The sequence below is a fragment of the Paenibacillus sophorae genome (genome assembly GCF_018966525.1).
Taxonomy (GTDB): Bacteria; Bacillota; Bacilli; order Paenibacillales; family Paenibacillaceae; genus Paenibacillus_AQ; species Paenibacillus_AQ sophorae.
In genome coordinates this window covers 4255375-4281329 of the sequence record NZ_CP076607.1, presented here as the reverse complement: position 1 = coordinate 4281329, position 25955 = coordinate 4255375, and the positions used below count along the sequence as shown (strand labels likewise).

Genomic DNA, 25955 nt, shown 5'->3' with positions numbered 1-25955 from the left:
TTGTTTAATGAAGTTAAAAGATTTGATAGTTCAGAACAAAATGTATGGAAGTATGTTTTCACAACAGAAGAAGTTGTAACCGAAGCTGTTCTATACAAATATGAATCGTTCAAAAATCGAACCGTTATCTGTTGCTCGGTACAATCTGGATGTCCTGTAGGATGTAAATTTTGTGGCACAGGCAAGAAGTTTATTAGAAATTTAAAACCAGATGAAATCATTTATCAGGTTACACACATGATCGAAGACATGAAGATTGCTAACGATGTGTTGTCGTCTGATAAGTTTCAAATCATGTTCATGTCTATGGGTGAACCAATGCTTAATTGGGATAATGTAGAATCAGCAATTAAACTTCTAAATGTTCTTTATCCGAACGCACAACTTTTGATATCTACAGTTGGAATTAATAACGACAAAACATTTAGCAAGATGATTGAATTGTCCAAGCAAATTGATAAAGTAGGTTTGCAGTTTTCTATACATAAAGCATTCGAAGAAGAAAGAAATACGTTGATTCCATTTAAGAATAAGATGCCATTGCGAAAGATCCGTGACGCTGGAATCACTTGGAGCAAAGAAACTGGAAGAAAGGTTTACCTCAACTATTGTGTAGATGGAACCAATGTAACAGATGATCATTTAAACAGGCTTAAAGATTTGTTTAGCCCCATGTTCTTCAACTTAACTTTTAGTGTTGTCTGTAGTGCTGACGAAACCATGAAAGATGCCGGATACCGAAATCACAACGTAATTAAAGAGTTCATGAATAAGTTTTTGGAAGATGGATACAACGTTAGAATGTTTGATCCAGCAGGACAGGACGATATCGGAGGCGGCTGCGGAATGCTTTGGTATGTCCAAGAGTGGTTGAAGAATAAGAAAAATGTTTAAGTAAAACCCTCATTTTATCAAGAAATACTAACAAGAACGGAGACATCTAATGCAAATTTACCTTTCAGGTGGAATGTATGGAACATGGCAAGATAAGTTACCAAAAATTGAGGGGGTGACATATTTTGATCCAAGATCCGTAGAACAAACAGCCTCTTATCGTTTTGTACTTGAAGATATCGAACAAGTTAAAAAGTCGGATTTAGTGTTTTGTTACATGGAAAAAGATAATCCAAGTGGATTTGGCGCTACATGGGAATGTGCAACTGCATTTGAAAACAATATCCCAATTATTACAGTATGGGAAAAGAGCTATATCGATCCATTCTTTGCTTGCTGCTCATTATTTCTTTTTAATGATTTTGAAAAGGGATTAAGCAAATTGAAAAAGTTCGCACCAGTATTATTAAAAAACACTTAAAGAGAGGCGCGAATATGAATATCCATGTCATTGAAACCAGTCGAACAATGTGTGAAGGACAAATTCTCAATTTTTTCGATATACTTTCATTTCTTAAAAATGATTGTACGTTCAAGACTGAGAAAATAAAGGCCGAAACAGAGAATCTGATTCTGTTTGAGGGGATAGATAGTCTATTCGGCAAGAGTTTGATTTATGTAAATAGAACAACTAAGAAATTCTACATTAGTAAAAATAATAAGGTGGTGAGTATTTGAATATATCTGAACAGTATGGGTTACAGATTAACCCAACAAAAGAAGAGTACCTAGATGATAAAGGGAAATCTAAGCAAAGGTATAACCAAACAAGGGCAGATAAAGAAACAAGATATGCAAATTTCAACATACATAAGTCAATATCCTTAGATGAAAAAGAGAGATTATCAATTGATTTGATAAAAATGGCACTACAGAGAGCAAAGAAACCAGTTATTTCTTGCTCATTTGGTATAGATAGTGTTATTGATATTTATCTAACCAGAAAATCACTAATAGAACTGGGGAGAGATCCTTCGGACATCGATATTGTTTGGAATGATACCGCAAACGAATTTAGAGAGGTTCGCCAGTATCAAAAAATGCTAACAAATCTATGGAACCTCAGACTGACAATTACTAAACCCAAACGAACATTGAAACATATCATTGACCGCAACGGTGGCATTACAGATGATTATTTTACGGCTAGAAAAGGAGACCGAAGAAACGGAAGGCCACTGAGTGAGAGATGTTGTGGAACGCTTAAACACGAACCCATGAAAAGAGCAGTAAAGGAAAATAGTTGGGACTTGCTCATCGTTGGACTTAGAGCAGACGAGTCTAGTCAGCGACTTCAGGCCGGACTTAGAGATGGTGAATACTTCTATAGTGTGGCTGAATGGAAGTCATATGTATGTCGTCCAATCCTGTGGTGGAGAGAGAAGGACATTTGGGACTATGTAGAACAAGAGAATATACCATTTAACGATCTCTATAAAATGAACTTGATCCAGGAGTATCCTGAAAACACAGAAGAAACTGTTTTTGCTAATAAGTCATTAATAGAAGAATATGAACTTGATTATTACGATTTAGGCGACAGACAAACTCAAACAGTAAATAGAAAACAAGCAATGATGCTAGAAAAGTTAGGATTCAAAATATTTACTCCGCGAACAGGCTGTATGATGTGTCCAATACCTGTGAAATATGGGTATATGCAATGGATGAGAATAAACCATGAAAAAGTATATAATGCAATGGTTTACAATCTTGGTTACGGTAATGCTCTGATCAACATGATTCCAAAAGATGTGAGAGAAGAGATTGAATACATAATGGGAATAGAATTAACTGCTGAAAACGCACATACATATCTTAAAGAAATCTTGGAAGCAAAGCCATGTACATTTGATAAGTTTTAAATTTAAAATTAATCTTATGATGTTTAATACAACATGTAGTATATATTTATTAATGATTATCTATATGTAGTATATAAAACCTCATGAAAGAGGTATTTCATCAACCCATGAAACGAAGGAGGAATCATATTGAGTAAGGATAAAATTGTTGACTTTATTGAAGCTTTAGAGAATCTGTCCTATGAACATGGAATTTACATTGATTTAAAATACGAGTCTCAGATAAATCTAAAGGACGATAATGGAAAGATTGTTGCTACACAATTACATTTAATCGATAACCTTGGATATGATTGCTTCGAGGTTTAACATACATAACTTACCGCTAAACCAGTATATACACTTTTGATATACTATTAGTGGGTGATGAAAAATGTTTGTATCTCCAATGCTCCTAGAATACGCAGCGGACAATAAACCATTTAATGATGATAAATATATAACCGAACTAAAATGGGATGGAATCAGATTAGTTCCTAGGAATATTAATCGTCCAAGACTATATACGAGACATGAAAACGAGATAACTGCCAATTTTCCCGAACTTATTGAGAGTATGCCTATTCCTAGTGGAACAATTCTTGATTCTGAACTTGTTGTACCGAACGCTGAAGGAAAGGCTGATTTTGCTGCTACGATGGAAAGATTCCAATCAAGTAAAAGTAAGCATAAAGTTACAATTGTTGCTTTCGATATTATCAAGTATAAAAACAGAGATATGACATACTTGCCTTTAACTGAACGTAAAAAGTATCTTGAGGATTCATTTGTTGACAATGATTACTTTGTTAAATCAAGATATTTAACTGGTAAGGGGATAGAGTATTTCAATGCAGTTAAGCAACAAGGTTTAGAGGGAATCGTATTAAAACGTGCAGATTCAAAATATATAATCGGTAAGAAGAGTAAGTATTGGCAGAAGGTCATTGCTTATGAAATGGGCGAGTTTTATCTTGCTGGATTTAGAAAAGATAAATTTGGATGGTTGTTGTCTGACGGGAATGGAATAGTAGGAACTATGGAGTATGGGCCAAATTCAGAGGAAAGAAAAGCTGGATATTTAATGATGAAAAAATATAAGACCGAAGAAACAAAGGATTACGTGTACACTCAACCTTTGATGAGATGTCTCGTTAAGCATCGAGGATTTACTAAGAATGGTATGTTGAGATTACCTGTATTTGAACGCTTTTTAATTTAAAGGGGGTGATAAGTTGGCTGAACGTTTATTGAAGTGTCCTGTGTGTGAGCAGTATGGCAAGAAGGAGGATATGATTCGAGAGGAGGATAAGCGGTATTATCACAAGGAGTATTGTCATGATCGCTGGTTGAAGGATAGGGAAGCAACACGAATTGAGAATGAACAATGGGATGCATTGTATCAGTATATCATTAAATTGCATGATATTATTGTTCTTCCAAAAGGGAATATCACGCGACTTAAGGATCTAAGGGCTGGATATCTAATGAAGAATGGTCAGAAAGTTAGGCAATGGAGAACTGGCCCGGATTATGGGCTAATGCTGGAGGCATATCTCTTGGCAGACGACAGTATTAAATGGTGTATTGTAAACAAATTGGACGGCAGCAAAGACACTAAGGCTATTAATTATGGGATTAGTATTATGATTGATAAGTTGAATGAGGCATTTGCGAGAAGGAAAAGAAAAAAGGAACATGAGAAGCAGATTAGAAAAACAACGACTCAAGATAAAACAATAAAACAAGAGTTAAAAAGTAAAAATACATATATTAATAATGATGATATGGATATATCGAGTTTCCTATAGGGAGGATCAGACATAGAATACATAGAAGAGTTTGTAAAACCGTCCAAAATTCACGAGTCTTTGTTTGTTGGCTATCTATGGAGTGCGCCTTCTTTATACGAAAAATACCGTAATCATGAGATTACCAAGGACACTTTCACTGATGGCATCTGGTGGTTTTTCTATTACATAGGTAAAGAAATGTACGAGAATGGTATTAGAACATTTGATGATACTACAACATATTCTTTCTTAACATCGCGCCCAATTGAAACAGGGAGAAAATCATACTTTGATTATTATAATCAATACGGTGGATACAATTCAATTGAAGAAATTAAAGAAGAGTGCCAGAAGGATAAAGGAAATGACGAGTACCATTTTTCCGAAATCCAAAAATACGAAAGCTTACGTAAATTCCAAGTAGAAAGTTTGGTTGACGTAAATAATAGGGAATTAGTAACAAAGTTAACTAAGATGACTCTTAAGCAGATGCAGTCATTCTTCCAGTTTAAGACCAGCCAGATTTTTTCTCATATTAATTGCGGTGAGGTTGTTGAATATAACCTGATTGACGATCTTGATACTGCAATTGATAAGATGAATCAAGGCGAAGCAATGGGATTACCGCTACATGATTCTCCAAGGCTTAGTAAAAAGATAAAAGGCTGGCGAAGAGGAGAATTAATATATCTGATTCTTAGTTCTGGGATCGGCAAAAGTTCTATTTTTATGGAAAAGTTCATCCTGGCCTTGCTTGAGAATAATGAAAAAGGCATGGTGTATGCTAATGAAGAGAATGTGTGGAAGACAAGAAATCTTACCTTGGCAACGATTGCTTCTAAGATATTAAATAAGCCAATTAATAGGGAAAAGTTAATTGAGGGCAATTTTGACGAGAAGACGTTAGAAAGACTGAACGCAGCCAAAGAATGGTTGGAACAGAAGCCTCAAGATATCATCAAATTCTATGATCTCAAAAAGTATAGGGCAGAAGATGTCATTAGTCGAATTCAGATGATGCGCCCACTTGGATACGGATATGCCGGATTAGACACATTTAAAGCCAGTTCGTCATCAGAGATGGCTCGATGGGAAGCTTTCAGCAATGATGCTCAGGCCATATTTGATTGTATTAAACCAGAAGCAAACAATGTAGGAATGCTTGCTACGGTACAGTTGAAGATCGGTAAGGAATACAGATATTTAGATATGAGTGCTATCGGTAAATCATTAGAAATTGTTGAAGTGGCCTCTACTGTATTGATGGGAAGGTTGTTATTTGCAGATGAATACCCCGGAAAGAAAGAAGAATTGTTCTGTTACAACTGGGAAAAAAGTGATTTTGATGGCAAGTGGCATAAGAAAGAATATAAACTAGATCCAGAAAAGACATATCTAATAATCTTCATTTGCAAGAACCGCTCAGGTGATACATCAGAGCAGATTATCTATGAAGTCAACTATGGCATAAATTCCTTCAGAGAGGTTGCATATGCACAGATGGGCAAAAAATCTAATTCAATGTTTTAAGGAGGGCTTATTTGAGAGGAGTACTTATTGATAAAGATGAATTATATAAGCATTATGTTATAAATCAATTATCATCTTATCAGATTGCAGAGAAGTATGGATGTGCAGCTACAACCATAAGAAATAAATTATTAAGATATAATATAACACCAGAAACACAAGAGAAATTTAATCAATTATCAGATTTACAGAAGGATTTAGTTGTTGGAAGCATGTTGGGTGATGGACATTTACAAAAGAAAAATAATTTGACCCTATTAACCGTATCTCACTGTGAGGATCAAAAAGAATACGCGAACGCTAAATTACAAATTATAAGAAATCTGTGCAATCACGAAGACCTATATTTTCTTGATAGAAGTAGAGAAACCGACAGCAAGAACAGACAAGATCAATATTCGTTTACAACGAAATCAATGTCATGCTTAAATACATACTTTGATTTGAATATTATTGAGACACTAAATTTACTAAATGATAACTCCTTGACCATTTGGTTTTTAGATGACGGATATCATAATTATCCAAAGGGGAAGAATAGAAACTCATTTTACGAGTTATCGATCTCTCGTTTTTCTCTAGAAGAAGCTGAATATGCTCAGGAACAATTTTTAGAAAAATTTAAAGTTAGACCTAGATTAAAGCACGATCCAAAATGGAGAAAAGCAGACAAGACTTTGGTATTTAGTGTATATGACAGTTATCGCCTTTCTTATTTGATGAAAGAAAGTCAATTTGGAAAGTTAGCAAAAGAAACTATGGATTATAAGTTAATTCACACAGTTATTTTGAATAGAGTAGTAACTCCAGAGAAATTCACCGTACCTATTAAGGTGGGATAGGTTTGCAGAATGGAAATGATTTAAAAGAAATAAAAATAAGACTATTGGAAGACGAACGTATTGGTGAATTGCTTGAACTAATGGATTGTGAACATGTTCAAAAGAAAAATAATCGTTATGAAGCTCAACTTCCATTAAAATTCAATTCTCCAAACAAACGGTCTGTTCAGGTTTATTTGAATGAAAGTCTTTCTAGTCGGATTCGCTCATTTGGTGAATCAGATTTAGACATATACGGATTAGTATCATACATAGTGTTTGACCTGTATTCTGAAGATGAACGCAGTAAAAACCTTTATAAATCAAAGAAGTGGATATGTGAGAAGCTGGAGTATAAAGAATATCTTAATGGTTCATATACTCCATCACCTACAGCAAACCATTTAAAATGGCTTAAAGATGTAAAGAGACAACGTATAAAGAAACGGAATTTAACGGAAATAGAAAACGAAGTGTATGACGAAGAGATACTTGAGCAATATGTAATGCTACCACATCAAAAATACATAGACGAAGGCATTGAATATGCTATTCAGGTCGAATTCCAGATCGGCTACGATATAAAAAGTCAAAGAATTATCTTCCCTATACATAATCAGTATGGGGAGATAATCTCCATAAAAGGACGAACCATCTTTGAAGATTATGAGGAGAGAGATATTTATAAATTTCTTTATCTCTATAATTTTAATAAGATGGTTGAATTGTATAACTGGCATAGAGCTTTGTATTACATTTTAGAGCGGAAAGAGGTTATTATCTATGAAGGTGAAAAAACAACATGGCTGAGTTCTCAGTATGGTTTTCGAAACTGTGTAGCCATAAGTGGAGATGATTTGAGCGAATGGCAAGTTAATTTGATTCGGGGATTGGGGAATGAAATCGACATTGTTATTGCTTTAGACAAGGACAAGAGGATTGAAGATATAAAGAAACAGGCCGCTAAGTTTGGTAAGACGAGAAATGTCTATGCTTTATGGGATAAAAGCGGATTGTTCGAGGATAAGGATAGCCCATGTGATAAGGGGAAGGAAGTCTTCGAGAAATTATATAGTGAAAATAAATTTAAGATTCCATTGTAAATGAGGTGGTGAAGAATGTTTATATTTAAAAGAAAACCACTCAAGAAGTTAGATCAAATAATTTATGAGTACGATAAGGAAAAACGACCTTATTATCAGGTCATTTATACCCAAAGAAAAATTGCTTTATTAGACTTAAAATATTGGCTTAAAACTGGGAAAGATATTGATCAAATATAGGTTTTATCAAAATATGAAAAGGAATGATAATTTGAGTTTTGATAATTTTAAATCAAGCATAGACGAAGCCATTGAAGAGTTAACATCTCAAAGACGGTTTATTGAAGCTGCGACCAAAACACCCGTACTGTTGTTCACAACCGCAGATAAAGAATTAAAAGGTAGTAAATCATTAATATTTACTTCGGTTAAGAGAGAACTGCATAAGTTTCAAGAGTATCTCGCCGAATTAATGAACACTTATTTTCAGAAGCAATGTACCTATGATCTAACAGTAAAAGTTCGACAGCCAATGTCATTCCCATCGATTTTTGCTATTTATTGTGGTGATATTGAAATTGCCCAGTTTAATATCTACAAACAATGGTATGGAATTAGGGATAAGCCAAAATTAGAAGATGAAATTAATGCTGAAAATAAAAGACAAAGAGAAGATAAAGAAAAAGAACTAAAATTAGTCGAAGAGAAAATTGATAAATGGGAAGCGGTATTGAAACACCCATATAAATATGTGTATGATTTTTATTTCGTAAATCGGAAATTAAAGTGGAAGTCACTCTTTTTCTTTGTTCAAGATTTGTCTCGATTATCATTTAGCAAGGGTTTATTTGAAAAAATCGATAATAGAATATCAAAAGAAAGAGATAAATTAGTTGAAATTGAAAAAAGGTATGCAAGACATTCTTTTGATCCAAAAGAGTTTATACGCTTAAATAAAGAAAGAGAAACTTTAATCAAATATTGTGTTGATTTCTTCGAGTTGCACAAATACAAACTGCAAGAAGAACGACATAAATTATATTAATAATGAGGCATAAATCCTCCATTTGTTTATTCGTATAAATAAAGATTTCACACTGACTTTCCGGCTAAAATACCACCAATAAATAGTAAAAATAAATGTTGACAATCATTTATAAAGTAAATATAATTAGAATTGTAAACGAGAGGGGTTGTTCCTTTGACATCATTAATAGATAAGTCACAATTACAAGTCACAGAAGATGAGTCAGAAGCTCAGTACGTTGAAATTGTAGAAAAGCTGTTCCCTGTTGGAGATTTTACTGAAGGAAAAATATATGAGATAAGGAGGATGCACTATAAAACTTCCACAACAATGAATAACTTTATGAATGGAGAGCAGTATATCATAGACGATCTAGGGCAAGAGTGTTACGGATTTGATATGATGTGTAAGACACAAATGTATAAAGTGAAATAAATAAATAAAGTAAAAATAAATAGCAGTAAATCAGCTAATGGAAATGCAAATACATATGAAGTTATATAGCTGATTAGGAAATGATGGCTTTGTTGGTGAATTATTGACAAAGCCAAATACATAATTATGAGGAAGGTTGGACGTAAAATAAAAATTTGCAAAACATGTAAAGAGTTAAAAGATTATAATATGTTCTATTCACAAACCAAAAAATCTAAAAAGCGTGGAAAATATATTTATTATTATCCTGAATGTAAGGAGTGCAGTATCAGAAGGTCGTTAAAATGGCAGTCGGACAATCATGAGTACTACTTACAACAGAAACATATCTATAATACAAATCAAACTAAAGTCAGTGAATCATGGAGGAAGAGGGAAAGAGAACATTCTAAAGAACAGAGAATTAACGGGTATCAAAGTGAGTGGAGAAAAGTAAATCCTGAAAAACTGAAAGAATATAATCGACAGCGATACTCAAATAAGAAGCACGAAATAACATTCAGTGAATGGGATTCATGTAAAAAATATTTCAATTACATGTGTGCATACTGCGGAATTACTGAAGAAGAACATAGACTAACATTAAATCAACAATTACATAGAGAACATGTGGATTGTAATGGATCAAACGATCTGAGTAATTGTGTCCCTGCATGTCAAAGTTGTAATAGTAGTAAACATAAATTTGAACTAATTGAATGGTACGACGAAGATAATACAAATTTTAGAGAAGACCGTTTGTTGAAATTAATAAAATGGGTTACAGAAGATTATAAGAACTTTTTAGAAAAAGCTAACCAAATTTGAATTTTATAAACATAATTTGGGAGGATAAAATGAAATGAAATTTAAAAAGAAGCCAGTAGTAATTGAAGCTTTTCGAATGGGTATTGAATCAAGTCCCGAATGGTTCCAAGATAAGGTTAATGAGAATGAGATTGTTGTCTATTACGCACAGGGTGGCTCCAGTTACGATTCATTTAAACTCACAAAAGCACACTGCGAAATCAAAACGTTGGAAGGCGTTATGCGAGGCGATTACGGAGATTACATTATTAAAGGAGTCGCAGGAGAAGTTTATCCATGCAAACCAGATATTTTTGAATTTACATATGAGCGAGTGGAAGAGTGATCAAATAAGAGTTTAATTAAGAAAATGAAAATAAAAAGGAGGATAATTTATGGATAAAAAATATTTAGAGATTGATTTTTTGGTAGGTAGCACCATCGAAGGGGCGGTTCGTGAACTTTGGGATTTTAGAAATAATGGGGCTTTAGCTTGCGGCAAATTTAATGGTATCACGCTGTACTCAGACACAGTAACAATGGATGGCGCATATAAGGCGATTACCGGAAAAACCAAAACTGAATTCGATGAAGCACACCAAAAAGTGAGGGAGGATACCGAAAAGAGAGAAGCGGAATTTAAAGAAAGCATTCCTTCTCTTACAGAAGAATGGGAAGCAAAAGGCAGACAAGTGCTGGATCAAGATAAATGGGATTATTGGGACAAAATTGTTCCCATTAGACTTGGTGATTTATATCATGGTATGGAATTGGGATGCTGCTTAGATATTGTAAAAATTCTAAACGAAAACGGCAGTCTTGATGAAGCAAAGAGAGAAATTGATAGTCAAGGTCACTCAGGCATGTCGTTTGGTCTAGTGTGTGCTATGGTTAAAGAATTTTGCAATAGAGGAGTCGAATTTGTTGGTTATGTAAGATGATCGAATAAGTTATTGAGATAGTATAAACAATACATAAAAAATATAAAAAAGGAGTGTATGTCAAAATGAAAAAATCAATAAAAGTATTGTTGCTTGCTTTGCTAATGACTGTAATTATGACCGGATGTACACAGGCAGATAGGGTTAGCAATAATTTATCACAGGAAGCAGACAGCTTTAATATTACTCGCAAGCTAACGGCATTCAATCAAAGAACGGGAGAAGTTGTTTTTGTTGCAGTAGGCAACTTTTCATTGCAAAAAGAAGGCGATGGAGATTTGGCAATTGTAGGTGAAGATGACGGCGGATACTATAAACATTTTGTTTACCTGTCCTCCGAAATAGGTTACACGTGTGAACAGCTACGAGTGAAGCAAGTATCAAAATACAAGTTCACAATTAACTACAACCCAAAATATTTGTTCCCTGTTGATTTTGATTATATTGATTAGAACGTTGCACAACTGATAAAAGAATAGTTTTATGAGAAAAGGAATAGTGATGTAGATGAAAGCAAGAGTAAAGATGTTAAAGGATTATTATTATCCTCACGGAAAACATGAGGTCTGGTGGTCTGGTAACGAAAGAGTGATTGATGAAATTAAAGACCAAGTATGCATCGATTACTTGGAGATAGATGAATACATAGAAGTCATTGAATACCTGTAATGAAAATAATAAATATAGGGAGATGAATATAATTGAAGGAAAAAGAGATTTTTTCGAGCTGTTGTGCAATAGGCGGTGGAACCGAAGAGGTTCATGTTTTGAAATCAGAATGTCCAATCCAAAGAGAATATGGAAGCAGAGAAGTAGAAACTATGTTTGGCAAAAATAAAGGCGAAAAAAGAGAAGAATGCACCTGTATTTATAAAAGTGCGTTTGGTGGAGGAATTTTTCCTTGTAATCATTACAAAGGACTTAAAAAAGTTCAGAGAAATAAAAAAACTGAATGGAAAGTATTCTGTGATGCAATTTCTGAATAGTAGAAAAAATACATAAACAAAAGGAGACCTATTAAATGACCGTCATAGAAAAAGCCTCATTGGTTTTTATTAAAATTGATGATGGCATCTATTATATTCATAAAGATAGAAAAGGAAAATATTCTGGACGTTGCTATGCTGGAACACAAGATGTTCTTGCTGAACTAGAGATTGAAGATGTGGTAATCGTAAAAGGGGAATTACATGGCAGGATGATTCATTGCAATTTTAAATGGTCATAAAACAAAGGAGATAAGTAATGAACATGGATAAACCATATTCAGATGAAGATTACGAACACGCAAAGCAGCAAGGATTAGACTTAGACAACTGGGATCATTACAAGCGCTATTGCAAGATGGAAGAGTATGCGGATGAAGAACAAGAGTATTGGACTTAATAAAAACATACTTTCATGAAAAAAACAATATAGAGGAGATAAAAGATGAGAACAAATATTCTTAGCGCGAAATACCACGGATGGAAAATCGATGTTAAAAGGAGTTTTAAAAAGAACGACGAGGTATTGTTGAAGGTATTAATCAAAAATCCCGAAGGAGAATTAATTAATGAGCACACAGTAGAGAATATTTTGAAAAGCAATAGAGAGGTTATGGACGAAGTGAAGAAATGGACATATGAAAATCATATAAAAAACAGTCTGAGATAGATGTGCACGCTGAACAAAATAAGATTAAATGGAAAGGAGACAATATAATTCAATACATAGGAAAATATCCTGACAAGGTTTTAGATCCCCCAAAAAGAGATGCTTATGACTTTTTATTGGAAAATATAAAAAGAAGAGAGTCTGGAATTACTGTGAGTTATAATTTAGACGATCTTGCTGCTAATCCTGAAATTCCAGAAGTAGTTGAATTATTTAGGAATATGGAAGATCATAATAGGAATTTATATAATCTAGAGCATAAAAGTAAATACTATGCTTTTATTAAAGCAAAAGAGAAAGAATTTTTAATCATTTGCTTATAAAACTTATCTTTCATCAAATCAAGGAGGTGAGAATTATGACATTTACTGATATTCTCAAGGAATTTGGAGTCGAGACAGACGGAAAAGATTTGGATGCAATCTACAATAAAATTTCTTTGTTGTGGGCCAAGTTAAATAAATCTGAACGCATCGAGATTATTACCAATTTGCTTGAAAACTAAATCCTATTTTGGAGAGTGATTCTTATGAAACGTAAAGCGAATATTCGAATCATTAACAAGAACACAGGAAGAGAGAACAAGTTACTTACATATAAGTTCATGAAGGCAATGGATAGCTATGATAATATTGCATTGCCTGAAAACTTCAAAATAAGCATTGGTTAATATGTATAGAAAGGGTGAGCCTACACTATCGCGTGGAAAAAGAAAATACCCAAAATTCCGTATGATGAACACGATAACCTGTATTCTAAGTTGGCTAAAATTAATGGAATTGAAGATATTGATGCGTTTCTGAATCCATTGAGTAATGTTGTACATAGTCCATATTTGCTGAAAAATATCGACTTACTAGCACAAAGAATTATTAAAGCAATCAGAAATGGTGAAAAGATTTTTATCTTTGGAGATTGTGATTGGGATGGATTAGCAGCAGGAACGATGATGTATAAATGCATCTCGAAATATAACGACAAGGTTACATTAGAGTTTGTGGAGAGAAGCGCTGGACACGGTACTGAATACATTATTGACCAAGTACCCGAAGATATCGATTTGTATATTGCCGTTGATAGTAGTAGTAATGATGTTGAAGAGATGAAACTTCTGAGCGAAAAGGGAATTGATTGTTTAATTATTGACCACCATGAAATCACTCATGCAAATCCATATGCAACCATTGTTAACCCACAACAATCAGATTGCAAATATCCAAACAAGAATGCTTCAGGTGGTCTGCTTGTTTGGAAGGTATGTTCTGTATTAGATGACATTATGAATACATATTACTCGATTAAATACGTAGACATGGCTGGATTTTCAGTAGCTGCTGATATGATGTCGATGACTGAACCTGAAAATAGATTCTTCTTTAAAAATTCATTAAAGAATGTGCAACACGAGGGATTCAAGCAACTGTTTACTGCATTGGGCAAAGACATTAACAACCTTTACGCGAATGACTTTGTTTATGGACTATCACCAGCAGTAACAGCGGCAACAAGGGACGATAAAATTATTCTCGCTAAAGACTTTATGATGTGCGATGAGAACGGTCCAAATCTAAAAGGTATTGTAAAACAACTTGTTGAAGTCAATGAAAAGCGAAAAAATGTTCAAAGAGAAGCCTTACAACGATTAAAACCAACGGTTGATACTCGCAATAAATGTGTTATTTGTTATGATCCTACCATTGGTAAGGGGTACAATGGATTAGTTGCGCAAGATTTATCGAAGCACTTTAACAGACCAGCGATTGTATTGGGAAATGGTAAGAGTGACGATATCTATGCGGGTAGTTTTAGAGGTTATGATGAGTTCCCCATGATGTCGCTGTTGAGCACATGTAAGAATGCTTTGTATGCAGCAGGACACGAAGGGGCAGGAGGCACAGCTACAAATAAAAATAACTTAGGCAATCTTCAAGAGGAATTGAATCAAATACTTGCCAATACATCATTTGATGACACACAGTATTATGATCTTGAGTTTAATATAAACGAACTCAATGAAAAATTAATTCTCCACATTTGTAACTTCTATAGAGTGAGTGGTAGAAACTTTAAGGATGGAAAATTTCTTATAAAAGGAATCTTTGTTGATGACAGAATTTTAAGAGGAAAAAACAAAGACACTCTAGAAGTAAAAATTAATGAAAATCTTAAACTAATGAAGTTCAAGATTGATGAAGAATATTATAACAACTTTCCAGTATTTTCTGAAATTGAAGTGCTGGGTAACCTCAACATGAATTATTGGAAATTCTATAAACCACGCTTCCGAATTGAAAAGACAATGCAGGTACTGATCGACGATTACAGAATTATCAATTAAATAAAAATACATATATTTAAAAGGAGAAATAATACATATGACAACATTTTACGGGATTGCAACAACTGAAACAGGAAAGAATATTGTAATTGATAATCTTCCAACTGATCGACTTGGAGCAGAAAGTGAATCAAAGCGCATTGCAGCAAAACAAGGACTTGCATTCCAATATGTTCTTCCAGCAAAAACACACGAAAAGAAGGGTTCTACGCTCACTAAATACGCACGAGCAAGAAAGCAGAATAAACGGTAATAACTATGAAGATAAAATTCACTCAACATGCAAGAGAAAGAATCAAGAAGAGCGGAGTTAGAATGGGATACCTTATCAAAGAGGTATCCTGTATCAAAAACATTGAAGGTAAAATTAGATGGATGACAGAAAAAGGTGTACTTGTTCTTCTTAAAGTGTCTGAAAACTTGATTATCGTTAAGACATTTATTTCTAAACAGAGATATAGAGGGAAAGGACATAAATATTATCAAGGCTGCGAGGTTTATTAAGTAAAACATCATATTTTGCAAAGGCTATGTCTAAAAACCGCATGAATAAAGGGTTTTTTGACGGTAAATTCCTCATGAAAGAACTGTTTTATAAAGATAAAATAATAGGAGGTTTATAATGAAATTCCGAAAAAAGCCAGTAGTGATCGAAGCTATGCAGTTCAAGGTGATTAAAGAAATTCCATGTAAATACGGCATTCACAAAGAGTACAACGACTTTGAGATTATTGATTTTGTATCTGCACATAATCAATTTGTTCGAGTTGGTACTGAGCCAAATGGCGAACCAGAAGGATTAACATTTATTGAGATTCCTACTCTCGAAGGAACTATGAGAGCAGATGTAGGCGATTGGATTATAAAAGGCGTAGGCAACGAATTCTATCCATGTAAACCAGACATATTCGAGCAGACATATGAACCAGTAGAAGAATAGATAAAATACAAGTTTGATTAAAAAGGAGAAGATAAAAAAATGAACCTAGTTATTTATGTCAACGAAGAATTCGAGGACGAAAAGGCTTTGTTTGATTTAGATGAAGGGAAAGTGTTATTGCAAGGAGACCAATATCATAATGGTATCGGAAGCCGCATTGCAGGATATTTGGAAGCATTAGATGATTTCGGAATCTATTCAGACGGTGCCGATAGAGAGTGGATTGACAAAGATCATGAACATTTTAAACTTGTTGGATTTTACTCGGAATAAAAGGAGGGGATTGATATTTACGATACAGTAGAATGTCCGTATTGCGAATATGAAAATGATATGACAGATGCCCTATGTGACGGTTTATCAAGTGATAATAAATTGGACTGGACATGTCAAGAGTGCGAAAAAGAATTCGAAATAACTGTAGAATTTGAACCCACATATAGCGCAGAGAAAATTATTTATCATCAGTGTGATGAATGTAAGACAAAAACAAGAGATATTTACAAAGAGGGTAGAGTATTCCCTTTTCCAAAAGCACTTACAAGTAAATCACTATGTCGAAAGTGTTGGTCTGGAGCATATTTCAAAGAATTAGAGAATGAGTCAATCAAAAAACGTTGATTTTAAAGGCTTTTTTAGACCATATTTCTTCATGAAATAGTGGTTTTATCATAACAGAATGAAGGAGGTAAAACGGTGAGTAGTAATTACTTTAATTATAATAATCCTGAACCGTGTCCGTATTGTGCAGCGCCTTGTCATGCAGACTTCGTAGATGTCGGTGTTGGCATGGTTCAATGTGGCCCATACCATTGCACAAAGTGTGGGGCAAGTGAAATTGGCCCTGAACTTCAATACGAAGATAAAAAAGATGAAAACGGATTTTATGCCGGGCCAGGAGAAATCAAGAATAGAGAAATGTTTAGCGACATAGAAATTGAGACTAATTGGTATGAACCAAAAAGTGGGAAGATTTCACCTTATGCCAATACAATCAATGGGGTTCTTGTTGACCATAAAACTGCAAAGGCTGCTTACGATGTTGGATTGTTAGATGAAAAGAATATTTAAATAATACAAAAGTGGGAGAGTGAGATATGCCAAATTATCTAAATAATTCTAATGAAAAAAGCGTTTTTCTCTATGTAAGAGGCGATGATTATTCAGCACTGTCGTTTGATAAAAGGTTTAATGCTCAAGAAGTATATGAAGACATGATTAGTAAAGGCGAAACATCAAGAACGATTGATGATGATTATGATTATATGGACATTGATATCGTAGAGTTTGACAAGGTGGATCATAAATTCTTGGATTGGATTAAGAGCAATCTTTGCGACTATGATCAACTTAAAGACAGAGACATTTTTGAAGTTAAACCAGTAAAAAGCTCATAAACTAATGCTTTTATCCCAATAGAAAGGAGAATGTTTATGATCATAGTTTGCATTGTCGTTGGATATCTATTATCAGTTGCAATTGGTTGTGTCGGCATTCGAAAGTCAATCATGGATGACGTTCTTGAAGCTGGTGGAGAATTAATCTTTGCAATGATAATTCCACCCATAAATCTTATACTTGGAATTATGGGAATACTAAACTATATCGATTTTGATAGATTTTTTAGAATTAATGAATAAATACAGGAGGAATAAAAAATGTTTAACAGAAGTTTAACAGATATCAATAATCGTCTCGATGAGCTACGCAAACAAAGACATAAGATTAACGATGAGATTATTAGACTAGAAGCAGAGAAAAATCTGAAGTTGAGTGATGAGTATAAGAATAAATACATATTGGACAAAGATAAAAATTGGAATTTAAGAGTTACATATTAAAATAAAAAGGAGATTTAAATGAACAAAAATAACAATATTGATTGGTTTTCAAAAGCAATTGGAAACATTGTTAAGATGGGTATCTTACTCTTTCTAGCACCAGTTATGACATATTCATTTGGCTGGTTAGGAGGAAGATTTCTTGAGTGGGTCTATGGTGGATACATAGCTAATGGTTTTAATTTATTGTTTAATGTGGACTATTTTAAATCATCGCAATTACCGATTATCTGTGGAACACTTGCTGTTATTGGCGGATATCTGAAATATTCTCCAAACACAAACTCTGAAATTAAAGGAGAGAATAAATAATAATGAAGAGCATAGCTGCATTTTTTATTTGTATTGTTGGTGCAATTCTTGGAGTCTACATTGGACTTTGGGAAATGTTCATTGGTGGAATTGTTGGATTGATTGAAGTATTAAAATCATCAGATATTGACGCTTATGATTTGGCTATTAATATTTGCAAAATCATTTTTGCTGGCCCTGTTGGTTGGATCGTATTCTATGTAGGAGTTATCTTTGCAACACTTATTAGTGGAAGTGGTAAATATAAAAGGTTTATACGAAAATAACTTAACGAAAGATATATTTGATTAAGAAAAAGGAGAGTAAAGAATGACTGAATACGAAAATTTAATTACTCAACTTGGCGATTTTATTTATCAAAGACAAGAACTACAAGATCGTCAACGTGTCATTGGTGCAGATATTTGTTACATAGAAGATAAAATTGCAGATATTAATAAAGAACTAGATAAGCTAGAGGAAAATGGTGTTTATGAGTAAGTTTATGTAAATGTGAGATTTCATAGAGAAAAGGAGAAATTGAATGAAAATTATTGGAATGAAAATCGAAAAATATATAGGGCAGACAGTAAGTGGACATAACTGCGATTTTGAATATACGGATGTTGAATTAGAGCGTCACATTATTTTTGGAATACTTAGTGACAACAGAAAAGTGAAAATTAAGCTTTGGGAGGAAGAGGGAGAATGTGGATCTGGATGGTGCGCGGCTTCTTGGGGACGCATTGAAATAGAAGAGGTAGAAAGGTTTGATGGATACACATTCAAACTAAAAGCACCAATCACTGTTCCAGACTTGTTACCTGAAAAAGATTACGACGATGTAGAAAATGATGTATTCAGTGTCTACTATGATGGCGGAGACGGATATTATCCGAACGGAGGCTATAGCGTGGATATGGACTTATTCATTCAAACAATAAGACATAAAGATAAGAGACCTGTTTGGGTGTTTAAGGGTTCCTCAAACAGAGGGAAAAGTTATATTGCGGCTCACATAAATGGGCTAGAAGTATATGAAACCGATAGTCAAGAAACACTACCAGATAGCATTACTTCAGATGTAATTGTACTTGGAAATAAAAATACATATACGATTGATGAATTAGAACCTAAAATCTTTGGAAATTACGAGTTACACATAGTAGACTTTGGATAAAAGGCGTATTTTACAGAGAAAGGAGAGAAGTTGTTTGAAAGAAGAAGAAGATAGATACATATATAAGTACGACAACTTATTAGATATAGGGTACAAACAAATTTATCTTACAAAGAATCAACATAACTCAATTATTAAAAGAAGAAAGAAAAATTGGAAGAATCGATACGAATACTACCTAAATGATGACAGAGTTATCATGCAAGAATTTAGTAGCAAAAGACTAATTACTCTAAACATTTTACTGTATCCTGTTTTAGTGTTAATGGCTGGTCTGAGTAACTTTAAAGAGTTAAATCGAGACTTGAAAAGGTTATTCAATGAAAAGAAATGCGGTTCATTTTCAGAGGATTGGATTTCTAAAAATACTGAGCAATATAAAGAAATTATTGTCTTAATTGGGGAGGGCAATTAATTGTTGCATAAAGATTACAAGGATAAAGTAGTAATTGATGAAGAAGTATGGATATGTGATTATCGTTTTAATGACATTGATAACAAGCCGATTCGCCATGTCAAGCCCAAAAAGGTTGTAGTCTGGAGCAATAAGGATCTCCCTAAAAATAAAAAAGTCTTTTATTCTGAGTTCCACTTCAGAGAAATTAAAGAAAATGGTAAACCATCTAGCACAGTTATCGGGCCATATGATAACACAGGATATCGTGCTTATACCGGAGTGTCACTCAACATCTTCTATTCGGAGGAAGAGTGTCGTAAGCATTATAAGAAGCAATGCAAAGAGAATTTGAAAAAGTTTGAAAAAGCAAAAATAAGTAGAATCGAATATTACAATAAGAAGCTCGAAGAGATTAATAATGAAATTAAGGAGAATTGCTAATGCTCTGGATTATTGGTATAGAAAAACACCCAGATAAGACAGTCATTCAACGGATTAACTTAACTACAGGTGAATATCTAATGCCAAAAACTATTAAAGGCTGGTTAGATGAAGCACTTAATGTAATTCCGATTGAAGTTGAACGTCACAGACCACAACAAATCATATTTGATATCTATGGCGATGGAAAAATTCTCAAGGCTGCTCTACTCAAAGTTTTGGAGAGAGAAAAAATTATTATCGATGAATTTGGAGTACTTAACTGGGGTGATACTTCTGAAGAAAGGCGTTTTGCGAAAGTAGAAGTAAATCAAGAATTAAGAGATAAAATGATTAAGAAATACTGGAAACTAAGATTTTAAATGGAGCCGCATTTTATGAGAAGGGATGATTATTAAATATGAACATATTCACCAAAAATGAACTAAAATTAATAGTTAAGCATTGCTGTGACATTGAAGAAGAATATGGTATATCAAAAGACAATAAGGAAAGATTAGCAAACTATCTCATTGCAGTAAAAGCTAATTTATTACTTGGTGATGATGCTCAATATTTAGGAGTATTGGAGTCAAATTTAGAGGATAGCGGACTAATTGAAATTGGTGAATGAAAGTCAAAGTTTATCAATAGTTTGGCGAATGAATTAATTTGAAAAGAGATTATCGGAATAGCGTCTCTAGACAATGATCACAGGTATGTGCTGCGTACTTCATTGTATGATGAACCGAAACCATAGGGTCACAAATCGTTATTATAGGCATGCTAAAGTATGCAGAAAAAAGACCCCTCCACTCCGGATGGAAAGGTCTTTAAGGATGATGATTATGCATTATTTATATATGCACATACAGGACAAAAAATGCACATTATTTATTTCGATTCATCATTTTTTTCTAAAACTTTATTTGGGAGGAGTGTCTAAGTCATTAGAAAACATTTGACGAATAATTCATTTAAAATGCACATTTGATAAGAAGAAAAGGGGTTAGAATATTGGAGATAACTAAGATGCTAGAGTTCATGGATGTAAAAGCATTTAATAATGCGGTTAGAGAAAAACTTGGTGGAGAACCCCACTTGATTCATTTTACATACGGTTGTGGACCAGAGATTTGTGACCATGAAGATTCACAATACATTAAAGCATCTTCTGATTTTCTAATAAACAAACAAGAAAGTTCTGAGCACCTGGCTTTAAAAGTATTCAACGCTAATAATATATATCCCGTATTTCAGGTTTTTTCTGAAGGTCATGTTATTAAGTTAAGAATGACAACACTTTCGGGTAGACTCACCATTGAAATTAAAGGCTACCTAATTGATAGACAAAATTAATGAAATGTACCTTTTACAATAATTAATCATCACTTAGAACTAACAATTTTCCGGGAGTAACACCCAAACCAATACATAAAGCTGTTAATGTGTCATAGTCAATACGTTTTGTAGCGTTGGCGGATAGAGATGTAACGGTGTTTCTACTTACTCCAGTCAACTCAACTACATCTTTATTTGTTAGATTTTTTTGTTTCATAATTTTACCAAGAACACATTTTATATACATAAATTCACACCCAGTCAGCACAATATGTTGACTACTATTATATCATAAAGGAGATGAGTAATGCTAAACATTCTAGAAGGTCAAGCAATCAAATTCAGCTATACAAATTGGAAAGGTGAATCTGGTACACGTAGAGCCGTATATATGTCAATTTATCATGGGAGTACAGAATATCATCCTGAAACACAATGGTTGATGGAAGCTCATGATCTTGATAAACATGCTACTCGTATTTTTGCTATGAGGGACATGAGTAATGTAAAATACATTAAAGAGTAAAAGATAAAAATAAATAATCATCTATATATTGACTTAATCCATAAAAGTTAATAATATTATAATTATAAATTAGGGGAGGTGATGTTTTGACAAAAACTATTTTGAAGAATAAAAAAGATGGTACATATGGAACACTTGAATATTCAATGTTCGGTGGCTCTGTACATTGGTTCGATGGTGAAATTTTAGGGAAAAGTTTGGGAGAAAGTATCCAAAATATTCTTGGTAGGTGGGATATTGTTCCCTTGCCAGAGGGATATGAAGTTGGAGAATATGGGGGTGTTAAGAAAATCGAAAAATGAGAACATACATAAGTTTAAGTGATGCATTGTACGAATGCTTTAAAAATGTGGTTGGACTAGAAGAAGAATATCTGTTACATGAAGATTCATTTGTTAAGAAGAAATTGAAGGAATTTATTGGGGCAAAAGAATTTAAGAAGTTTGATGCTCTCGATGAAAAAAGTTGGTATGAAGCTTGGAGAGAGTTTGACGTTAGAGTATTCCATAACAATTTAAATAAGTAAAAATACATATATAGGAGAATATAAATGAACTTAGCTTGTAGAGATGGTCTTGAATTGTTTATTTTTGATGAAAACGGTAAGTTTGCTGCACATGTAGACTATAGCAAGTATTCTAAAATTGAAGATAATAAACTTGTTGTTGGAAGCCAATTAGTCGGTGAAGATTTCCTTGCTTTTGCACACAAAACCGAAATGAACAAGAAGAGCGACTACGATTCTTTCTTTGATGAAGATCAGTCAACTTTCGTTGTAAATAAAAACAACACAAAGAAATGCAAAATCATTGCTAAATCAACGATGGTTGATGATCAAAAATGTGAGACACACGATGTATTTTATGAAATTCCCGACGCAAAACTAGAGAGCGGTCAGACATTTGAACACAGTTATGTTGGAGAGTCAGCAAGATACGTGTATCGTTTCTATATCAATACATATAATGAACAAGGTGATTTGTACAAGCTACGAATCATGAAGTAATAGGGGGAGGAAGTTATGTTTGGCTGGAATGGCAAATGGTATGAAGAAGTATTGTTCTCCCTATGGGTTTTAGCAATTGGTATTGCGTGGACAATATCTTATCCTTTTCATCGGGGAAAATGGAATCTATAAAACAAGTCTTTCATCAACACTTTAATAAAGGAGTGGATTTATTGATTAAGTGTATTGACTACAAAACATTTGAGTCTATTGGCGAAACGGATTTTGTACCTGATTATGGTGGATTTGAGATTTTACACAATGATTATACATATTCGTTGGTTTATACTGTTGACAATATTGCTTTTTTTGAAAAGAAAAAGTTTAATATTGCCATCGAAAATAATTTCTCCTATCATCCTCCAAAAGTGGGACAATCGGAAAAATATCAGCAAATCAGAGAAAAGGCAAAAGAATTCGCATATTTAATTGACGAATTGGCCCCAAGCAGCAGAGAGAAATCATTGGCGATGACCAATCTTGAACAAAGTGTGTTTTGGGCGAATGCAGCAATAGCAAGAAACGAGTAAGTAAAGGAGATGGAATATGAAAACTGTTGACCCTAAATACTTCATTAATCCTGAACAACACATTCCAAAAGGTATGTATTGCTATAGTGAAAAGAAATGTCCTTTTTGGGATATTGATGAATCCAAACCATACCAAGAGAATGGATATTGTCACCTTATGAAGAGAGGAGACGACGAAGACGGAGGGCTACTTTGGGATCAAGTTAAAGAATGCGATATAAATGACGAAATTGATTTATCTAAAGGAGACGACACATACGTTGATTAAGATCACCAAAAAAGACGGAACACTGGAAGATTATAATGAACAAAAAATTATTAATGCTGTAAATAAATCTTCTCGGCGTGTGATGATAAATTTATCAGATAACGATTATGCAGAAATATGTAGCATGGTTTGGGAGAAAATCGTAGAGCATGATACATCCGAGATCGACATTTGTGAAATGCATAATATCGTAGAATCATCATTAGATGAGTTTCATCCAGCAATTGCAAAATCATATCGTGATTACAGAAATTATAAAAAAGATTTTGTACACATGTTAGACAAAGTATATCAAAAAAGCCAGTCGATTCGATATATAGGCGATACTAGTAATGCCAATACAGATAGCGCATTAGTTAGTACACAAAGAAGCTTAATTTACAATGAATTGAATAGTGAACTTTATAAAAAGTTTTTCTTAAATGTAGAAGAACGACAGGCTGCAAAAGATGGATACATATATATACATGATAGAAGTGCAAGACTAGACAGTATCAACTGTTGTCTATTTGATATTTCCAATGTATTAAACGGTGGATTTGAAATGGGAAATGTTTGGTATAATGAACCAAAAACGTTGGATGTTGCGTTTGACGTAATTAGTGATGTAGCGATGAGTGCAGCCAGTCAACAATATGGAGGATTTACGCTTCCAAGAATTGATACAGTATTGACTAAGTATGCTAAATTGTCATATGAAAAATATTATGAGGAATATCTTGATATTGTTTCGTTTGTTGATATTAAAGACAAAGAATTAAAGGCTGACGATTACGCAACTAAAAAGGTATATCGTGATATGGAACAGGGTTTTCAATCTTGGGAGTATCGTTTCAACACAGTTGGAAGTTCACGAGGAGATTATCCGTTCATAGCAACAAGTTTTGGTGTAGGTACAAGTAAATTTGAGCAAATGGTAACTGAAGCTATTCTTAAAGTTAGAATGGGTGGACAGGGTAAAACGGGCCTCAAAAAACCTGTATTGTTTCCCAAACTGACATTCTTATATGATGAAAATCTACATGGGGAAGGAAAGCAACTTGAATATCTGTTTGATATTGCAATTGATTGTTCAAGTAAGTCCATGTATCCAGATTTTCTCTCACTTTCGGGAGATGGGTATATCCCGAGTATTTATAAAAAGTATGGCAAAGTGATTTCGCTAATGGGGTGCAGGGCCAGTTTATCTCCTTGGTTTGAGCGTGGGGGGATGCATCCATTAGATGAAAATGACGTACCTGTATTTGAAGGCCGTCATAATCTCGGAGCAATTTCGCTTCATCTCCCAATGATTTTGGCTAAAGCAAGACATGAAAACAAAGATTTTTATGAATTGTTGGACTATTACCTTGAATTGATTCGTCAACTACACATTAAGACGCGCGATTTTCTTGGTGAAAAGAAAGCATCAACCAATCCACTTGGATTTTGTCAAGGCGGATTCTTAAATGGGAATCTTAAACCAGATGACAAAATTAAGTCGCTGCTAAAACCAATGACTATGAGTTTTGGTATTACAGCTCTAAATGAATTGCAATATCTTTACAACAAAAAAACGCTTGTAGAAGATAATGGTTTCGCTTTAGAGGTAATGCAATACATAAACAAAAAGATAGAACAGTTCAAAGAAGAAGACAAGATATTGTATGCAATCTACGCCACACCGGGAGAATCACTCGCTGGTCTACAAGTAGAACAGTTCAGAAAAAAATATGGAATCATTGAAGGAGTATCTGACCGAGCATATGTAAGCAATTCATTTCATTGTGGTGTATGGGAAGATATTACTCCAATCCAAAAACAGGATTATGAAAAGCAATTCTGGGATCTGTTCAACGGCGGCAAAATTCAGTATTGTAAATACCCTATTGCTTATAATAAATTAGCTCAAAAAACACTGGTTAGAAGAGCTATGAAGATGGGTTTTTATGAAGGTTTAAATCTGAGTTTATCGTACTGCGAAGAATGTGGACATGAACAACTTGATATGGACGTGTGTCCCAAATGCGGAAGTGAACTTGTAACAAAGATTGATCGGATGAATGGGTTAACCAAAACAGCCCATGTAAAATTGGTTAAACTGCGGGAAACCCCTTAGAGCCTAAGA

General features: G+C 33.8%; 49 protein-coding genes. 48 read left to right on the top strand and 1 reads right to left on the bottom strand.

What is annotated here, in order from left to right:
- From KP014_RS20365 to KP014_RS20165, 41 genes are all read left to right on the top strand, one after another.
- Positions 1–894 carry a radical SAM protein gene (locus KP014_RS20365; protein WP_036588579.1) on the top strand — a complete coding sequence of 298 codons (894 nt, stop codon included), beginning with the start codon at positions 1–3 and terminating at the stop codon, positions 892–894.
- A gap of 49 nt (positions 895–943) precedes the next feature.
- Positions 944–1315 carry a hypothetical protein gene (locus tag KP014_RS20360; RefSeq protein WP_036588126.1) on the top strand — a complete coding sequence of 124 codons (372 nt, stop codon included), beginning with the start codon at positions 944–946 and terminating at the stop codon, positions 1313–1315.
- Between the two features lie 253 nt (positions 1316–1568).
- The gene (locus tag KP014_RS20355; protein ID WP_036588123.1) at positions 1569–2759 is read left to right on the top strand and encodes a phosphoadenosine phosphosulfate reductase family protein; all 1191 of its coding nucleotides are present in this window, start codon (positions 1569–1571) and stop codon (positions 2757–2759) included.
- 129 nt (positions 2760–2888) lie between these two features.
- A complete protein-coding gene (locus tag KP014_RS20350; RefSeq protein ID WP_036588121.1) occupies positions 2889–3068 on the top strand; it encodes a hypothetical protein in 180 nt (59 codons plus the stop codon).
- Positions 3069–3132: 64 nt separating this feature from the next.
- Positions 3133–3960, top strand: coding sequence for an ATP-dependent DNA ligase (locus KP014_RS20345; protein WP_036588119.1), 828 nt, complete (start codon positions 3133–3135; stop codon positions 3958–3960).
- A 13-nt stretch (positions 3961–3973) separates the two neighbouring features.
- Positions 3974–4549, top strand: coding sequence for a hypothetical protein (locus KP014_RS20340; protein WP_036588118.1), 576 nt, complete (start codon positions 3974–3976; stop codon positions 4547–4549).
- A 60-nt stretch (positions 4550–4609) separates the two neighbouring features.
- A complete protein-coding gene (locus KP014_RS20335; protein WP_246590560.1) occupies positions 4610–6061 on the top strand; it encodes a replication protein in 1452 nt (483 codons plus the stop codon).
- Positions 6062–6072: 11 nt separating this feature from the next.
- Positions 6073–6903 (top strand): hypothetical protein, encoded by an 831-nt coding sequence (locus KP014_RS20330; protein WP_036588115.1) that lies wholly within the window; start codon positions 6073–6075, stop codon positions 6901–6903.
- Between the two features lie 2 nt (positions 6904–6905).
- Positions 6906–7985: a DNA primase gene (locus tag KP014_RS20325; RefSeq protein WP_036588114.1), complete on the top strand. Its 1080-nt coding sequence runs from the start codon at positions 6906–6908 to the stop codon at positions 7983–7985.
- A gap of 15 nt (positions 7986–8000) precedes the next feature.
- The gene (locus KP014_RS20320) at positions 8001–8165 is read left to right on the top strand and encodes a hypothetical protein (protein WP_175491748.1); all 165 of its coding nucleotides are present in this window, start codon (positions 8001–8003) and stop codon (positions 8163–8165) included.
- A gap of 13 nt (positions 8166–8178) precedes the next feature.
- Positions 8179–8970 carry a hypothetical protein gene (locus KP014_RS20315; protein WP_090833761.1) on the top strand — a complete coding sequence of 264 codons (792 nt, stop codon included), beginning with the start codon at positions 8179–8181 and terminating at the stop codon, positions 8968–8970.
- Between the two features lie 156 nt (positions 8971–9126).
- Positions 9127–9387 carry a hypothetical protein gene (locus tag KP014_RS20310; RefSeq protein WP_036588110.1) on the top strand — a complete coding sequence of 87 codons (261 nt, stop codon included), beginning with the start codon at positions 9127–9129 and terminating at the stop codon, positions 9385–9387.
- A gap of 126 nt (positions 9388–9513) precedes the next feature.
- The gene (locus KP014_RS20305) at positions 9514–10194 is read left to right on the top strand and encodes an HNH endonuclease (RefSeq protein ID WP_051499292.1); all 681 of its coding nucleotides are present in this window, start codon (positions 9514–9516) and stop codon (positions 10192–10194) included.
- Between the two features lie 34 nt (positions 10195–10228).
- Entirely contained in the window at positions 10229–10519 is a 291-nt protein-coding gene (locus KP014_RS20300; protein WP_036588109.1) for a hypothetical protein, read from the top strand.
- A 49-nt stretch (positions 10520–10568) separates the two neighbouring features.
- Positions 10569–11114, top strand: a complete 546-nt coding sequence (locus KP014_RS20295) for a hypothetical protein (protein ID WP_036588107.1) — start codon at positions 10569–10571, stop codon at positions 11112–11114.
- Between the two features lie 65 nt (positions 11115–11179).
- Entirely contained in the window at positions 11180–11566 is a 387-nt protein-coding gene (locus tag KP014_RS20290; RefSeq protein ID WP_036588104.1) for a beta-sandwich lipoprotein, read from the top strand.
- 55 nt (positions 11567–11621) lie between these two features.
- Positions 11622–11783, top strand: a complete 162-nt coding sequence (locus tag KP014_RS20285; protein ID WP_175491747.1) for a hypothetical protein — start codon at positions 11622–11624, stop codon at positions 11781–11783.
- Positions 11784–11815: 32 nt separating this feature from the next.
- Positions 11816–12100, top strand: coding sequence for a hypothetical protein (locus KP014_RS20280; protein WP_139210537.1), 285 nt, complete (start codon positions 11816–11818; stop codon positions 12098–12100).
- Between the two features lie 35 nt (positions 12101–12135).
- Positions 12136–12342, top strand: a complete 207-nt coding sequence (locus KP014_RS20275; protein ID WP_036588103.1) for a hypothetical protein — start codon at positions 12136–12138, stop codon at positions 12340–12342.
- Positions 12343–12359: 17 nt separating this feature from the next.
- Positions 12360–12500: a hypothetical protein gene (locus KP014_RS20270; protein WP_175491746.1), complete on the top strand. Its 141-nt coding sequence runs from the start codon at positions 12360–12362 to the stop codon at positions 12498–12500.
- Positions 12501–12545: 45 nt separating this feature from the next.
- Complete coding sequence (locus KP014_RS20265) at positions 12546–12770, top strand: hypothetical protein (RefSeq protein WP_036588100.1); 225 nt, start codon at positions 12546–12548, stop codon at positions 12768–12770.
- Positions 12771–12772: 2 nt separating this feature from the next.
- Positions 12773–13093, top strand: coding sequence for a hypothetical protein (locus KP014_RS20260; protein WP_036588097.1), 321 nt, complete (start codon positions 12773–12775; stop codon positions 13091–13093).
- 35 nt (positions 13094–13128) lie between these two features.
- Positions 13129–13275, top strand: coding sequence for a hypothetical protein (locus tag KP014_RS20255; RefSeq protein WP_175491745.1), 147 nt, complete (start codon positions 13129–13131; stop codon positions 13273–13275).
- Between the two features lie 255 nt (positions 13276–13530).
- Positions 13531–15108 carry a DHH family phosphoesterase gene (locus tag KP014_RS20250; protein ID WP_036588096.1) on the top strand — a complete coding sequence of 526 codons (1578 nt, stop codon included), beginning with the start codon at positions 13531–13533 and terminating at the stop codon, positions 15106–15108.
- Positions 15109–15145: 37 nt separating this feature from the next.
- Positions 15146–15361 carry a hypothetical protein gene (locus KP014_RS20245; RefSeq protein ID WP_036588094.1) on the top strand — a complete coding sequence of 72 codons (216 nt, stop codon included), beginning with the start codon at positions 15146–15148 and terminating at the stop codon, positions 15359–15361.
- Positions 15362–15366: 5 nt separating this feature from the next.
- Entirely contained in the window at positions 15367–15612 is a 246-nt protein-coding gene (locus tag KP014_RS20240; RefSeq protein WP_036588092.1) for a hypothetical protein, read from the top strand.
- 115 nt (positions 15613–15727) lie between these two features.
- Positions 15728–16048, top strand: coding sequence for a hypothetical protein (locus KP014_RS20235; RefSeq protein ID WP_216700520.1), 321 nt, complete (start codon positions 15728–15730; stop codon positions 16046–16048).
- A 39-nt stretch (positions 16049–16087) separates the two neighbouring features.
- Complete coding sequence (locus KP014_RS20230; protein ID WP_036588085.1) at positions 16088–16321, top strand: hypothetical protein; 234 nt, start codon at positions 16088–16090, stop codon at positions 16319–16321.
- A gap of 423 nt (positions 16322–16744) precedes the next feature.
- The gene (locus KP014_RS20225) at positions 16745–17119 is read left to right on the top strand and encodes a hypothetical protein (protein WP_036588080.1); all 375 of its coding nucleotides are present in this window, start codon (positions 16745–16747) and stop codon (positions 17117–17119) included.
- Between the two features lie 26 nt (positions 17120–17145).
- Positions 17146–17445: a hypothetical protein gene (locus tag KP014_RS20220; RefSeq protein WP_051499288.1), complete on the top strand. Its 300-nt coding sequence runs from the start codon at positions 17146–17148 to the stop codon at positions 17443–17445.
- 36 nt (positions 17446–17481) lie between these two features.
- On the top strand, positions 17482–17688 hold the full coding sequence (locus KP014_RS20215) for a hypothetical protein (RefSeq protein ID WP_036588077.1): 207 nt from the start codon (positions 17482–17484) through the stop codon (positions 17686–17688).
- An 18-nt stretch (positions 17689–17706) separates the two neighbouring features.
- Entirely contained in the window at positions 17707–17889 is a 183-nt protein-coding gene (locus tag KP014_RS20210; protein WP_036588075.1) for a hypothetical protein, read from the top strand.
- Between the two features lie 18 nt (positions 17890–17907).
- Complete coding sequence (locus tag KP014_RS20205; protein WP_036588074.1) at positions 17908–18201, top strand: hypothetical protein; 294 nt, start codon at positions 17908–17910, stop codon at positions 18199–18201.
- 2 nt (positions 18202–18203) lie between these two features.
- Complete coding sequence (locus KP014_RS20200; RefSeq protein WP_036588071.1) at positions 18204–18467, top strand: hypothetical protein; 264 nt, start codon at positions 18204–18206, stop codon at positions 18465–18467.
- A gap of 43 nt (positions 18468–18510) precedes the next feature.
- Positions 18511–18681: a hypothetical protein gene (locus KP014_RS20195; RefSeq protein WP_175491744.1), complete on the top strand. Its 171-nt coding sequence runs from the start codon at positions 18511–18513 to the stop codon at positions 18679–18681.
- 43 nt (positions 18682–18724) lie between these two features.
- Entirely contained in the window at positions 18725–19360 is a 636-nt protein-coding gene (locus KP014_RS20190; RefSeq protein WP_051499286.1) for a hypothetical protein, read from the top strand.
- 34 nt (positions 19361–19394) lie between these two features.
- Positions 19395–19775, top strand: coding sequence for a hypothetical protein (locus KP014_RS20185; protein WP_036588068.1), 381 nt, complete (start codon positions 19395–19397; stop codon positions 19773–19775).
- The gene (locus tag KP014_RS20180) at positions 19776–20198 is read left to right on the top strand and encodes a hypothetical protein (RefSeq protein ID WP_036588065.1); all 423 of its coding nucleotides are present in this window, start codon (positions 19776–19778) and stop codon (positions 20196–20198) included.
- Positions 20198–20560, top strand: a complete 363-nt coding sequence (locus tag KP014_RS20175) for a hypothetical protein (protein WP_036588063.1) — start codon at positions 20198–20200, stop codon at positions 20558–20560. The genes KP014_RS20180 and KP014_RS20175 overlap by 1 nt, the downstream gene beginning before the upstream one ends.
- Positions 20561–20598: 38 nt before the next feature.
- Complete coding sequence (locus tag KP014_RS20170) at positions 20599–20811, top strand: hypothetical protein (RefSeq protein ID WP_036588061.1); 213 nt, start codon at positions 20599–20601, stop codon at positions 20809–20811.
- 410 nt (positions 20812–21221) lie between these two features.
- Complete coding sequence (locus KP014_RS20165) at positions 21222–21536, top strand: hypothetical protein (RefSeq protein ID WP_216700401.1); 315 nt, start codon at positions 21222–21224, stop codon at positions 21534–21536.
- Between the two features lie 22 nt (positions 21537–21558).
- Here the strand turns inward: KP014_RS20165 and KP014_RS20160 are convergent, their stop codons facing one another.
- Complete coding sequence (locus KP014_RS20160; RefSeq protein ID WP_246590559.1) at positions 21559–21735, bottom strand: helix-turn-helix domain-containing protein; 177 nt, start codon at positions 21733–21735, stop codon at positions 21559–21561.
- 90 nt (positions 21736–21825) lie between these two features.
- On the opposite strand from KP014_RS20160, the gene KP014_RS20155 reads away from it, so the two are divergent.
- The 7 genes from KP014_RS20155 (at position 21826) to nrdD (ending at position 25946) form a co-directional block, all read left to right on the top strand.
- Positions 21826–22044, top strand: a complete 219-nt coding sequence (locus KP014_RS20155; protein WP_036588056.1) for a hypothetical protein — start codon at positions 21826–21828, stop codon at positions 22042–22044.
- A gap of 86 nt (positions 22045–22130) precedes the next feature.
- The gene (locus KP014_RS20150) at positions 22131–22346 is read left to right on the top strand and encodes a hypothetical protein (RefSeq protein ID WP_036588054.1); all 216 of its coding nucleotides are present in this window, start codon (positions 22131–22133) and stop codon (positions 22344–22346) included.
- On the top strand, positions 22343–22570 hold the full coding sequence (locus KP014_RS20145) for a hypothetical protein (protein ID WP_036588052.1): 228 nt from the start codon (positions 22343–22345) through the stop codon (positions 22568–22570). Before KP014_RS20150 ends, KP014_RS20145 begins: the two co-directional genes overlap by 4 nt.
- A gap of 24 nt (positions 22571–22594) precedes the next feature.
- Positions 22595–23050 carry a hypothetical protein gene (locus tag KP014_RS20140; RefSeq protein WP_036588049.1) on the top strand — a complete coding sequence of 152 codons (456 nt, stop codon included), beginning with the start codon at positions 22595–22597 and terminating at the stop codon, positions 23048–23050.
- Between the two features lie 62 nt (positions 23051–23112).
- Positions 23113–23580: an Acb2/Tad1 domain-containing protein gene (locus KP014_RS29415; protein ID WP_246590558.1), complete on the top strand. Its 468-nt coding sequence runs from the start codon at positions 23113–23115 to the stop codon at positions 23578–23580.
- A 16-nt stretch (positions 23581–23596) separates the two neighbouring features.
- Complete coding sequence (locus KP014_RS20130; RefSeq protein ID WP_036588047.1) at positions 23597–23848, top strand: hypothetical protein; 252 nt, start codon at positions 23597–23599, stop codon at positions 23846–23848.
- Entirely contained in the window at positions 23841–25946 is a 2106-nt protein-coding gene (gene nrdD / locus KP014_RS20125) for an anaerobic ribonucleoside-triphosphate reductase (RefSeq protein ID WP_216700400.1), read from the top strand. The genes KP014_RS20130 and nrdD overlap by 8 nt, the downstream gene beginning before the upstream one ends.
- The last annotated feature ends 9 nt before the right edge of the window (positions 25947–25955 follow it).